The sequence below is a fragment of the Acinetobacter harbinensis genome (assembly GCF_000816495.1).
Classification (GTDB): Bacteria; Pseudomonadota; Gammaproteobacteria; order Pseudomonadales; family Moraxellaceae; genus Acinetobacter; species Acinetobacter harbinensis.
The window spans coordinates 1,655,471-1,667,533 of record NZ_JXBK01000001.1; the positions used below are offsets into that span (position 1 = coordinate 1,655,471).

The 12,063-nt window shown below is 42.8% G+C and carries 11 protein-coding genes; 3 read left to right on the forward strand and 8 right to left on the reverse strand.

What is annotated here, in order from left to right; all coding sequences use genetic code 11:
- The 6 genes from SE27_RS07735 to SE27_RS07760 form a co-directional block, all read right to left on the reverse strand.
- Positions 1 to 708 (reverse strand): CoA transferase subunit A, encoded by a 708-nt coding sequence (locus SE27_RS07735; RefSeq protein WP_039622309.1) that lies wholly within the window; start codon positions 706 to 708, stop codon positions 1 to 3.
- Between the two features lie 129 nt (positions 709 to 837).
- Entirely contained in the window at positions 838 to 1,740 is a 903-nt protein-coding gene (locus tag SE27_RS07740; RefSeq protein ID WP_039622311.1) for a hydroxymethylglutaryl-CoA lyase, read from the reverse strand.
- Positions 1,737 to 3,731: an acetyl/propionyl/methylcrotonyl-CoA carboxylase subunit alpha gene (locus tag SE27_RS07745; RefSeq protein WP_039622313.1), complete on the reverse strand. Its 1,995-nt coding sequence runs from the start codon at positions 3,729 to 3,731 to the stop codon at positions 1,737 to 1,739. Before SE27_RS07745 ends, SE27_RS07740 begins: the two co-directional genes overlap by 4 nt.
- A gap of 10 nt (positions 3,732 to 3,741) precedes the next feature.
- Positions 3,742 to 4,545: an enoyl-CoA hydratase/isomerase family protein gene (locus tag SE27_RS07750; protein WP_039622315.1), complete on the reverse strand. Its 804-nt coding sequence runs from the start codon at positions 4,543 to 4,545 to the stop codon at positions 3,742 to 3,744.
- A gap of 11 nt (positions 4,546 to 4,556) precedes the next feature.
- Positions 4,557 to 6,158: a carboxyl transferase domain-containing protein gene (locus SE27_RS07755; RefSeq protein WP_039622317.1), complete on the reverse strand. Its 1,602-nt coding sequence runs from the start codon at positions 6,156 to 6,158 to the stop codon at positions 4,557 to 4,559.
- A 42-nt stretch (positions 6,159 to 6,200) separates the two neighbouring features.
- Complete coding sequence (locus SE27_RS07760; protein WP_039623878.1) at positions 6,201 to 7,373, reverse strand: isovaleryl-CoA dehydrogenase; 1,173 nt, start codon at positions 7,371 to 7,373, stop codon at positions 6,201 to 6,203.
- A gap of 146 nt (positions 7,374 to 7,519) precedes the next feature.
- Here SE27_RS07760 and SE27_RS07765 point away from each other — a divergent pair, with 146 nt between their 5' ends.
- The 3 genes from SE27_RS07765 (at position 7,520) to SE27_RS07775 (ending at position 10,900) form a co-directional block, all read left to right on the forward strand.
- Positions 7,520 to 8,155 carry a TetR/AcrR family transcriptional regulator gene (locus SE27_RS07765; RefSeq protein WP_039622319.1) on the forward strand — a complete coding sequence of 212 codons (636 nt, stop codon included), beginning with the start codon at positions 7,520 to 7,522 and terminating at the stop codon, positions 8,153 to 8,155.
- A gap of 103 nt (positions 8,156 to 8,258) precedes the next feature.
- A complete protein-coding gene (locus tag SE27_RS07770) occupies positions 8,259 to 9,950 on the forward strand; it encodes an AMP-binding protein (RefSeq protein ID WP_039622323.1) in 1,692 nt (563 codons plus the stop codon).
- A gap of 143 nt (positions 9,951 to 10,093) precedes the next feature.
- A complete protein-coding gene (locus tag SE27_RS07775; RefSeq protein ID WP_039622324.1) occupies positions 10,094 to 10,900 on the forward strand; it encodes a thioesterase family protein in 807 nt (268 codons plus the stop codon).
- A gap of 276 nt (positions 10,901 to 11,176) precedes the next feature.
- Here the strand turns inward: SE27_RS07775 and SE27_RS07780 are convergent, their stop codons facing one another.
- Together SE27_RS07780 and SE27_RS13835 are read right to left on the reverse strand one after the other, a co-directional pair.
- Positions 11,177 to 11,491 carry a hypothetical protein gene (locus tag SE27_RS07780; RefSeq protein WP_039622326.1) on the reverse strand — a complete coding sequence of 105 codons (315 nt, stop codon included), beginning with the start codon at positions 11,489 to 11,491 and terminating at the stop codon, positions 11,177 to 11,179.
- Between the two features lie 66 nt (positions 11,492 to 11,557).
- A complete protein-coding gene (locus SE27_RS13835; RefSeq protein WP_039622328.1) occupies positions 11,558 to 11,737 on the reverse strand; it encodes a hypothetical protein in 180 nt (59 codons plus the stop codon).
- Between the last annotated feature and the right edge of the window lie 326 nt (positions 11,738 to 12,063).

Here is a 12,063-nt window from a genome sequence, read left to right on the forward strand (position 1 = left end):
TTATACAGCCTCCGCTTTTAAGGTCATTTGTTCGATGCGTTTTTCAGGATGCGCGTTTAAGACAATACGATTGATATAAATACCCGGCAGATGAATTTCATCGGGATCTAAAGCGCCAATTTCGACAATTTCTTCCACTTCAGCAATGCTGATCGTGCCGGCCATCGCACACACAGGATTAAAATTTTGTGCAGTTTTACGGAAGATTAAATTACCGGCTTTATCAGCCTTATAGGCTTTGACCAAGGCAATATCCGCGGTCAGCGATTGTTCTAAAATATATTCCTTACCATCAAACTCGCGTAGCTCTTTACCTTCAGCAATTAATGTTCCCACACCTGTTGGGGTGAAAAAGGCAGGAATGCCGGCACCACCTGCACGGAGCTTTTCTGCCAATGTGCCTTGTGGGGTGAGTTCAACTTCTAATTCGCCATTTAAATACTGACGTTCAAATTCTTTGTTTTCACCCACATAAGATGAAATCATTTTTTTAATTTGCTTGGTTTCAAGCAACAATCCCAAACCAAAACCATCGACACCGGCATTATTGGAAATACAGGTCAGTTGTTTCGCACCGGTTTGTTTCAGTGCGGCAATTAATGCTTCCGGAATACCACACAACCCAAAGCCGCCCACAGCCAAGGTTTGACCATCGTGGATAATATCTTTTAATGCCGCTTCGGCACTTTCATAAACTTTATTTGACATGCGATCCCTCATTTTGTCGGTACTCAGTCTTTGATCTAACCAAGCCTATGTCCACTTTTTATCAGATATATCAATATATGATTTTGGCGGTTCATTTCTAGCACTTTTTAATAGAATATTCTATTCATTTTAAGCAGGATGACTTTGCCAATAGGCCTGCGCATAGTTGGAGGGGTTATTGCGCTGTAACAGCTGACCAATCTTGCGACTGGCCTGCATTAAAGCTTCTAGATTAATGCCGGTTTCAAAGCCCATATGTGACAATAAATAGTACAAATCTTCTGTGGCAACATTACCCGCAGCGCCTTTGGCATAGGGGCACCCGCCTAAACCGGCAATGGAAGAATCAAAGATACGAATGCCTTGCTGTAAGGATTGATAAATATTGGCAATCGCCATGCCATAGGTGTTGTGAAAATGACCGGCCAAAACACGGCTATCCAGTTCACTTAAGCAGACATCCCACACCTTTTTGACCCGATCTGGCGTGGCTGTGCCAATAGTTTCACCCAAAGATACTTCATAGCAGCCCATATCCAATAAGCGCTTGCTGACCTGAACCACTTGCTTCGGATCAATAGCGCCTTCATATGGACAATCCACCATACAAGAGACATAGCCGCGAACTTTAATGTTGTTGGCTTTGGCTGCCGCCATGACATCGGCAAATTTTTCAAAGCTTTGTTCAATCGAGCAATTAATATTTTTTTGCGTGAAACTTTCTGATGCCGCAGTAAAAATAGCCACTTCGCTGCAACCCACTGCCAGTGCTGACTGCAAGCCTTTTAAATTTGGAGTCAGTAAGCTGAGTTGAATATTCGGATCTTTTGGCAATTGGCTAAACAGGCTATCGCTGTCTGCCATTTGCGGCACCCATTTTGCCGAAACACAAGAACCTACTTCAATCGCTTGCACACCGGTTTTCATCAAATTTAAGATAAAGTCTTTACGCTGCGCGAGGGTGAGCGCGGTCTTTTCATTTTGCAGACCATCGCGTGCCCCAACTTCGACTATTTTGACAAACTCACTCATGCAACGTCCTCCGTGATGGCCTGAAACTCGACCAATTCATCACCGACTTTAACTTGATCACCGGCTTGGAAATAACAGGAATGTACAATGCCATCATATGGTGCACGAATTGCATATTCCATTTTCATGGCTTCAAGCGTCATCAGCACATCATCTTTTTGAACCTTGTCATTGATGTTAACCAAAACTTGGGTAATTACGCCCGGCATAGGGGCTTTTAAGTTGCCTTCAGTGCTTTGACTTTCATCTGCACCAAAGTTGTTCTGGATATATTTAAACGGATAACTTTGCCCATTTTGGAACACGGTTAAACCCGATTTATTTTGGTTAAAAGCAAATTTTTCTTGCTTACCATTAATCCTAAACTGAGCACTGTTGGCATTGAGCAATTTTCCAGAAATCAAGAATTTTTCACCTTGATATTCAGCACTAAAACCGTCTTTTTCAGCGCTTAAATTCACCTGATAGACGGCATCTTCTAAATTGAATTGAATGGCATAACTTGGAGAAATATTCACACGCCACAAGGTTTGGCTGCTCCAGACGGGATTGCTGGCGGTTTTATTCTGATTAAAACGTAATAACAGTTCCGTTAGGGCGGTGGCGACCATCATTTTTGCATTTAAGCTATGCTTGGTTTTAAATAAAAATTCATCTTCACGCTGAATCAGGTTGGTGTCTAAGTCGGCTTGTTTAAACGATTTAGAGCGAATAATGCGGTCTAAAAAGGCAATGTTGTTGCCTAAGCCATCGACATGGAATTGTCCCAAAGCATGATGCATTTGCACCAAGGCTGCTTCACGGTTTTCACCCCACACAATCAGTTTGGCAATCATTGGGTCGTAATAGCTGCTGATTTCATCGCCCTGCACAATGCCACTGTCGACACGAACATGCTGATTTTGTTCTGGATAATGTAAATAACTGATTTGACCAATGGCCGGAATAAACCCTTTTTCTGGTTCTTCGGCGTAAACACGCGCTTCAATGGCGTGACCGTGAATTTTTAATTCGTGTTGCTGTTTCGGCAGCGGTTCACCAAAAGCTACGCGTAATTGCCATTCGACCAAGTCAACGCCGGTGATCATTTCAGTGACCGGATGTTCAACCTGTAAACGGGTATTCATTTCCATGAAATAGGCAGTACCGTCTTGCTCGACGATAAATTCAACCGTACCGGCACCGACATAATCCACCGCACGCGCAGCATCAATGGCTGCTTGGCGCATGGCATCGAGTTTGTCTTGCGCAACCAACGGTGCAGGCGCTTCTTCCAGTACTTTTTGATGACGGCGTTGCACCGAACAATCACGTTCAAAGAAATGTACATAGTTACCATGTGAGTCGCCAAAAACTTGCACTTCAATATGCCGTGGATTAATCACATAGCGTTCAATCAGCACTTCATCATTGCCAAAACTGGATTTGGCTTCACTTTTACACGAGGCCAGTGAACTGAGAAAATCTTCACTGCGTTCAACCAAACGCATGCCTTTACCGCCACCGCCGGCACTGGCTTTAATGAGCACGGGATAGCCAATGGCATCGGCTTGTTGTTTTAGAAATTCAGCCTCTTGATTGTTGCCATGATAACCCGGTGTTAATGGTACACCTGCTTTTTCCATTAACGATTTAGAGGTAGCTTTTAATCCCATGGCCAAAATGGCTGCCACCGGTGGGCCAATAAAGACAATATTGTTGGCTTGACAGGCTTCGGCAAAGCGATCATTTTCTGATAAAAAACCATAACCCGGATGAATGGCTTGTGCACCTGTGGCCAGTGCCGCTTGAATAATACGATCGGCCTGTAAATAGCTTTGTGCCGCAGGCGATTCACCGATATAAATGGCTTCATCGGCCAGTTTAACGTGTTGTGCTTGGGCATCGGCATCTGAATACACAGCAACGGTGGCGATACCGAGTTTTTGAGCGCTACGAATCACACGGCAGGCAATTTCACCGCGATTGGCAATTAAGATTTTTTCAAACATTGTATGATCCTTATTCTTGTTCTGCTGTCGTGTTGATCCATGCAGGGCGCTGTTTGTCTAAAAACGCACTCAAGCCGTTTTTGGCTTCACTGCCTTGGCGGACATGGGCAATATGTTGTGCGGTTTGACGCAGTAAATCTTCCGTTAAAACCTGTTGATCGACCATTTGAATCAGTTGTTTAGAGGCGGCTTGTGCTTGTGGGCCACCTAAAAGTAAGCTCGCCACAATTTCAGCAATTTTTGCATCTAATTCTTCAGCAGATGTCACTTCATGCACCAGACCAATTTTTTGCGCTTGTTGGGCAAAAATACGTTCTGCGGTTAAAAAATAACGCGCGGCTTGACGTGCACCAATGGCACGAATCACATACGGACTGATGGTGGACGGCGCTAAGCCTAAACGGACTTCGGAGGTGGCAAATTGGGCATCATTGCTGGCAATACAGATATCACAAGCGGAGGCCAATCCCATACCGCCGCCCAACGCCACGCCGTGTACACGGGCAATGGTCGGTTGTTTTAATGTGGCCAGACGTTGCAGCATTTTCGCCAGTTTTAGGGCATCGGCTTCGTTGTCAGCACTTGAGGCTTGTCCGGCTTGTTTCATCCAGTTTAAATCTGCACCAGCTGAAAAACTTTTACCGCGTCCGGCTAAAATCACCACGCGGACATCATCGCGGCAATTCAGCGCATCAAAACATTGCTGTAATTCCTCAATCACCACGGTGTTGAACGCATTGTGTAATTCGGCGCGATTCAACCACACTGTGGCCACTTGATCGGCATGTTCGAGTTGTAAAAATTGATAGCTCATGTTTTTACTCCTTACATGCGGAACACGCCAAATTTGGTCGGTAGAATAGGGGCGTTCATTGCAGCCGATAGGCTTAAAGCCAAGACCTGACGGGTTTGTGCAGGATCAATCACGCCATCATCCCACAGACGCGCAGAGGCATAATACGGATGACCTTGACGCTCATATTGCTCACGAATCGGTTGCTTAAATTGATCTTCTTGTTCAGCTGACCACGTTTCACCTTGTTGTTCAATTTGATCGCGTTTTAAGGTCGAAAGCACACTCGATGCTTGCTCACCGCCCATCACTGAAATACGTGAGTTTGGCCATGTCCACAAAAAGCGTGGTGAATAAGCGCGACCACACATGCCATAGTTACCCGCACCAAACGAGCCGCCAATGACTAAGGTCAGTTTCGGTACATTGGCATTGGCCACCGCCATCACCAATTTGGCTCCATTTTTAGCAATGCCTTCAGTTTCATACTGGCGACCGACCATAAAGCCGGTAATATTTTGAATAAATAACAGCGGAATATTGCGCTGGGTACACAGTTCAATAAAGTGCGCGCCTTTTTGCGCCGACTCGGAAAACAAGATGCCATTGTTGGCAATAATCCCGACTGGCATACCGTATAAGGAGGAAAAACCAGTAATTAAAGTGGTGCCAAAACGTGCTTTAAATTCATCAAAACGTGAACCATCAACAATGCGCGCAATCACTTCACGTACATCAAACGGTTTACGTGCATCACTGGGCACAATGCCGTACAGCTCTTCGGCATTAAATAACGGCGCTTCAATGGCATCCGAAGTTTGATGCGGTTTTTTATTTAAGTTGGCAACAATATTGCGCGCAATGGCGATAGCGTGCTCATCACTTTCTGCCAAATGATCGGCCACACCCGATAGACGCGTATGCACATCGCCACCGCCTAAATCTTCTGAGCTGACCACTTCACCTGTTGCGGCTTTCACCAACGGCGGGCCACCAAGGAAAATTGTACCTTGATTACGCACGATAATGGTTTCATCCGACATAGCAGGTACATAAGCACCACCGGCAGTACAACTGCCCATCACCACTGCAATTTGCGCAATCCCTTGACTGGACATACGGGCTTGATTATAAAAAATACGGCCAAAGTGATCACGATCGGGGAATACTTCATCTTGCATCGGCAAATAGGCGCCGCCTGAATCGACCAGATAAATACACGGCAAATGGTTTTGCTCAGCAATTTCTTGCGCGCGCAGATGCTTTTTAACTGTCAGCGGATAATACGTGCCGCCTTTGACCGTGGCATCATTGGCCACAATCATGCAGGTTACGCCGTTGACTTGACCAATACCGGCAATCACGCCTGCGGCAGGAATATCATCGGCATAGACTTGATAGGCTGCCAATTGACCAATTTCTAAAAATGCCGTACCGGCATCAATTAAATGATCGACCCGTTCACGCGGTAACAGTTTGCCGCGAGCCAAATGCTTTTCGCGGGCTTTTAAGCCGCCGCCCAAGGCAATCTGCTGTGCTTTTTGTTTGAGGTCATCAACCAAAAGCTGCATGGCCGCTTGATTGCTTTTAAAATCGTCACTACGGATATTAATTTTACTGTTTAAGATATTCATCTTTGCACTTCCTTATTATTCGGTGGGCGGATAGATCGCGATTTAGGCTGTTTCATTAAACAGTTCACGACCAATCAGCATGCGGCGAATCTCAGAAGTTCCAGCACCAATTTCATACAACTTGGCATCGCGCCATAAACGACCTGCGGCGTAGTCATTGATATAACCATTGCCGCCTAAGGTTTGAATGGTTTCACCGGCCATCCATGTGGCTTTTTCTGCTGCATATAAAATTGCACTGGCGGCATCTTTACGTAAGCTACGGTTATGTTCCGCTTTATCACACTCTGCACCCACGGCGTAAACCAAGGCTTTACAGGCCAGCCATGTAGAATACATATCGGCAATTTTACCTTGCATGAGTTGGAACTCACCAAGCGCCTGACCAAATTGTTTGCGCTCATGAATATACGGTAAAACGGTGTCTAAGCAGGCATCCATAATACCCAAAGGGCCAGCGCTTAAAACTGCACGTTCATAGTCCAAACCACTCATTAAGACTTTGGTGCCATTGCCGACACCGCCTAAAATATTCTCTTTTGGCACTTTGACATCATCAAAAAATAGCGGATAAGTGTTTGAACCGCGCATACCCAATTTGTCTAAATGTGTACCGTGACTAAAACCCGACATGCCTTTTTCAACTAAAAAAGCCGTCATACCTTTTGAACCCGCGTTTAAATCAGTTTTGGCGTATACCACCAATACATCGGCATCACCGCCGTTGGTAATCCACATTTTTGAACCATTGAGCAGGTAATGATCACCTTGATCTTCAGCCTTTAATTTCATGCTGACCACATCAGAGCCGGCATTCGGTTCAGACATCGCCAGCGCACCGACAAAATCACCCGACACCAATTTAGGTAAATATTTTTGTTTTTGTGCTGCAGTGCCATTTCGATTAATTTGATTGATACATAAATTAGAATGTGCGCCGTAGGACAAGCCAATCGATGCAGAGGCGCGGGAAATTTCCTGCATGGCTAAAATATGTGCCAAATAGCCTAAATTTGTACCACCGTATTCTTCGTCAACGGTTAAACCCAGCAAGCCCATATCACCAAATTTTTTCCACAGCTGCGCTGGAAATTCATTATCCTGATCCACTTGCTGAGCAATCGGTGCAATCTCCTTTGCGCAGAATGCAGCGATTGAATCTCGAAGCGCAATTAACGTTTCATCCAAACCGAAATTTAAACTTTGTAGATTCATTTCTTCATTCATCCTGAGAGTTATATTTGTTGTTCCAACAGCATTTTTGTTGTGCCTGATTTTCACCATACAACGATTTTTCAAAAAAGTGAATATATATTCACAAAATGATTTACAATTCATTTTATCTGGATGAGAATAAGATTATGAGTTATAAACGATCATCATTGATGCAAGAGCGAATGGAGCAGAATCGTCAAACGATTTTACAATCTGCACGTGAATTAATTGCTCAAGGAGGATTTAAAGATGCCCAAATACAGGCCATCGCAGAACGTGCCGGCGTATCGAGTGGTCTGGTCTATCGTTATTTCGATAATAAAAGTCAGGTGTTAATTGAAGTTTTGGCAGAGGCCATTCAGCAAGAAATTCAAATCTTGAATAGCATCGCCGCCAGTCCACTGGCTGCCAAACAGAAATTACACAAGGCGGTCACCACTTTTGTGAAACGTGCCTTAAACAGTCCGCAATTGGCTTATGCACTGATGTTTGAACCGGTCGATGCCGCAGTTGAACATGAGCGTTTTCGCAGTAAGCAACTGATCAAACAAAGTATCAACGACATTCTTGCCGAAGGGAAAATTAATGGTGAGTTTGGCTTTGAGGATTTAAATACCGCAGCTTTATGTGTGGTGGGTGCAATGACCTTTGTGGTGATTGAACCATTAAATCCCTCTAAAAATGTACGTTTTGATCAGGCGTATAAAGACTATTTTGTCAAACAAATTGCCGATTTTTGTGTGAGCGGCGTGGCTTTAACAGAAGGTGCAACTATTCGTTAACGACAAAGCGTTAAATATAAAAATAGGCTGTTTGGGACAAGCGTCTAGCTCAAAAAAATGAGAGTAAGAATCATAATTACAAAGAATCAAGGAGATGGATTCAATGACACAAGTACGATTAAGTTATGCCTATGGAACCAGTAATCAGCCTTTGCTGGGGATGACCATTGGTGAAAAGTTTGATCAGGCCTGTCAGCAATATGCAGAACAAGATGCGCTGGTCAGCGTGCATCAAAATGTACGTTTAAGCTATAAAGAGCTGCAACAACAAGTGAATGCTTTTGCCTGTAGCCTGCTGGAATTGGGCTTGGAAAAGGGCGACCGAATTGCCATTTGGTCGCCAAATTGTGTGGAATGGACCATTACACAATTTGCCGCTTTTAAAGCTGGCATTATTTTAGTCAATTTAAATCCCGCTTATAAAAGCAGCGAACTTGAATATGTACTGAATAAAGTCTCTTGCAAAGCATTGGTGATTGCAGCGGAATTTAAAAGCAGTAATTATCAGGAAATTCTGACCAAAATCGCGCCAGAAATTCCACACACTGTGGATAAAAAACTCTGCGCAGCGCGGCTACCGCATTTAAAACAGGTCATTAAAATCGACAGCGAACAGCACAGTGGTATTCACCGTTTCGCCGATTTACTTATAGCACCCACGGCCACTCAATTGGCCGAATTACAGGCCATCGCAGCCGATTTACAATTTGATGAAACCATTAATATTCAGTTTACCTCCGGCACCACGGGCAATCCCAAAGGGACGATGCTGACGCACAACAATATTTTAAATAATGGCTATTTTGTTGGAGAAGCAATCCATCTTACGCCACAAGACCGCGTGTGCATTTCCGTGCCTTTGTTTCATTGCTTTGGGATGGTGATGGGTAATTTGGCCTGTATCACCCATGGTTCAACCATGGTTTATCCATCGGCGGTGTTTAATCCACTGGATACGCTTAAAACCATTCAACAAGAAAAATGCACTGCCGCTTATGGCGTACCAACCATGTTTATTGCCATGCTTGAACATGAACAGTTTGATCAGTTTGATCTGAGCAGTTTAAGAACCGGCATTATGGCCGGCAGTCCGTGTCCGCGTGAGATTATGCAACGCGTCATTGAACGCATGCACATGACTGAAATCACCATTTGTTATGGCATGACTGAAACCGCGCCGGTGAGTGTACAAAGTGCAACCTCAGATTCTGTTGAGCGCCGTGTTGGTACAGTGGGCCGTGTGCATCCGCATTTGGAAATTAAAATTGTCGATGAGCAGGGTAAAGTGGTGCCTCGCGGCAAACTGGGTGAACTCTGCGTGCGTGGTTATTCGGTTATGCTGGGCTATTGGGAAGATGAAGATAAAAGTGCCGACGTGATTGATGTGGCCAAATGGATGCACACCGGTGATATTGCCGAAATGGACGATAAAGGCTTTGTCAAAATCAAAGGTCGGATTAAAGATGTGGTGATTCGAGGCGGTGAGAATCTATTTCCCAAAGAAATTGAAGATTTTCTGTACACCCATCCCGATGTGTCCGATGTGCAAGTGATTGGGCTACCAGATGCCAAATATGGTGAAGAGTTATGTGCCTGTATTATTTTACATGATGACCATCAAACCGATGAAAAAACCATTCGTGAATACTGCGCTGAACATATCTCGCATAATAAAGTACCACGCTACGTGCGTTTCTTTGATGAATTTCCAATGACCGCATCTGGTAAAGCTCAGAAATTCAAGTTGCAAGAATTGATGCGTGAAGAATTAAACCTCACCGAAGATATTGCTTAAGACGGCATCACATTTATCTACAACAGCACTGTTTGAGTTTTAGCATGTATTCAAACAGCACTGTTACACAGCTAAGCAGGTCGTTTAAAAAATTAAATCTGTAGCTGGGGCCATTTAAGATTCATATAAAGGAACAAAAATATATGTCAGCATATTATTCATTACTCAAGCGTGAACCGCATGCCGATGGCAGTGTGACGGCCTATTATCGCTCTAATATTCATGCGCAAGGTGCATGGAATCCGCATGAACAGCATATGGCACCTGCAACAGGGCTTTTGTCTGCTGAGCTAGAGCAGTTTCAGGCACGTCCAGAGATGCGTATTGGCCGAGTCAGCTTAGATATTTTTGGTTTAATTGCATTTGGTGAATTTACCATTACCACGCGTATGATTCGACCAGGGAAAACCATCGAGTTGATTGAGTCTGAAATGCAGGCAAATGGTAAAACCTGTATTGTGGCGCGCGCATGGAAAATGATGACGCAAGACACCACCCATATTGCCGGCTTAGAAGATCATGCAGTGGAACACCCAGAAAACCTACCGATTTGGCAAGGCATGAAAGACTGGCCGGGGGGCTTTATTCAAAGCACAGAAACCCGTTGCGATGCTGAGAAGCGCCGTGCTGGAAAAGGAGTAGTGTGGATCAGTAATAATTTAGATATGGTTGAAGGGCAGCAGACCAATGACTTTGTGCACTTAATGGGTATGGTCGATACCGCCAATGGCATTGTTTCAAGACAGCAACCATTAAAGGGTTGGGCATTTCCAAATCTTGATCTACAAATTCATCTGCATCGCTTACCACAAGGCAAATGGTTAGGTATAGAAGCAGTACAGCAGTTCGGTAATGATGGTGTCGGAATTACCAGTGCGGTTTTACATGATGTTCACGGTCCATTTGGACGCAGTGAGCAAATTTTAACCTTAAGAAAATTACCCACTTAAAGATAAAGAGATCAAACTGATTATAGGTATAACTTAAAAGGCGGTGTATCAATAGAATACATCGCCTTTTATACTACTTTTTATTAATTTAACCGCTAATTTTATAATAAAATTTTACCAACAGAGATATAACTTAAAATTCATTCGATAAAATAAATAGACTGAATTCTTAGCTATTTAAAATATAAAGCTATTGCTGATTATATTCATTCTTATCTTTTAGATGAATTAAAATAAATAAAAAATATGGGCTATAAAGCCCATATTTTATGAAACCTAGATTTTATCCCAAGCATCCTTTACAGCATGTTTGGCATGTTCCCACTTTAAGCGGGAGTCTAATTTAACATCTTCCCATTTTTCTTTCATATCACTTTCAGAATCTTCAAAACGTGCATTCTCACCATATTTAGATCGGGCATTATGTCCAAATTCATAGGCAGACGATAAGTCTCGATCATAATCAATATCGGGTAGATTGCTTTTTAAATCATTGTAATACGGTCGACTGGTATAAGTCTCTCGCCAACGATGATTAGATTCTGGATGTCCAGCGTTATGATTTTGATTGTCTAAATTCGAACTAGTCATTATTCACTCCTAATTTTAATTTTGAATCATCAGATGGGTCAATCTTAAATCAAATGAAAACCAGAATTACTTATGTTGCTGTTTTTGGTTTTGTTGATTCTGCTGAGAATCATGTTGCTGACCTTGTTTGTCATTTTGCTGTTGCTGCTGACCCTGTTTGTCGTTCTGTTGTTGCTGTTGATCTTGTTTATCATTTTGTTGCTGTTGCTGCTGTTTTTGGTCTTGTTGATTATTTGAATTACTCATTTTACACCTCAGTATATTATAGATATTTAATGAAATTTAAAATCTGTCTAAAACAGATGTCATTATTATTAGCATAAATTTTTTAATAAAAAATAAAGACCATGTTACGAAGTGTTTATAGTGTAAACCATATAAGAAATAAAACCATTAGAGCAATGAAATCCAAAGAAAAATATATTTATTGTAAATTTACAATGTATATATTCTCTTACAAATACAAGTAAAAAATAATGCAGGATGATAATTTAATCTCATCAGATAAGCATTATAGTTTTTGATTTTTATTACATTAATAATTTGAAAAATATAGAAATATTATCTAAAAA

Bases quoted from the DNA above. Each gene is read 5' to 3' on its own strand.
- SE27_RS07735 (WP_039622309.1), bottom strand. From the start codon at position 708: ATGTCAAATAAAGTTTATGAAAGTGCCGAAGCGGCATTAAAAGATATT.
- SE27_RS07740 (WP_039622311.1), bottom strand. From the start codon at position 1,740: ATGAGTGAGTTTGTCAAAATAGTCGAAGTTGGGGCACGCGATGGTCTG.
- SE27_RS07745 (WP_039622313.1), bottom strand. From the start codon at position 3,731: ATGTTTGAAAAAATCTTAATTGCCAATCGCGGTGAAATTGCCTGCCGT.
- SE27_RS07750 (WP_039622315.1), bottom strand. From the start codon at position 4,545: ATGAGCTATCAATTTTTACAACTCGAACATGCCGATCAAGTGGCCACA.
- SE27_RS07755 (WP_039622317.1), bottom strand. From the start codon at position 6,158: ATGAATATCTTAAACAGTAAAATTAATATCCGTAGTGACGATTTTAAA.
- SE27_RS07760 (WP_039623878.1), bottom strand. From the start codon at position 7,373: ATGAATCTACAAAGTTTAAATTTCGGTTTGGATGAAACGTTAATTGCG.
- SE27_RS07765 (WP_039622319.1), top strand. From the start codon at position 7,520: ATGAGTTATAAACGATCATCATTGATGCAAGAGCGAATGGAGCAGAAT.
- SE27_RS07770 (WP_039622323.1), top strand. From the start codon at position 8,259: ATGACACAAGTACGATTAAGTTATGCCTATGGAACCAGTAATCAGCCT.
- SE27_RS07775 (WP_039622324.1), top strand. From the start codon at position 10,094: ATGTCAGCATATTATTCATTACTCAAGCGTGAACCGCATGCCGATGGC.
- SE27_RS07780 (WP_039622326.1), bottom strand. From the start codon at position 11,491: ATGACTAGTTCGAATTTAGACAATCAAAATCATAACGCTGGACATCCA.
- SE27_RS13835 (WP_039622328.1), bottom strand. From the start codon at position 11,737: ATGAGTAATTCAAATAATCAACAAGACCAAAAACAGCAGCAACAGCAA.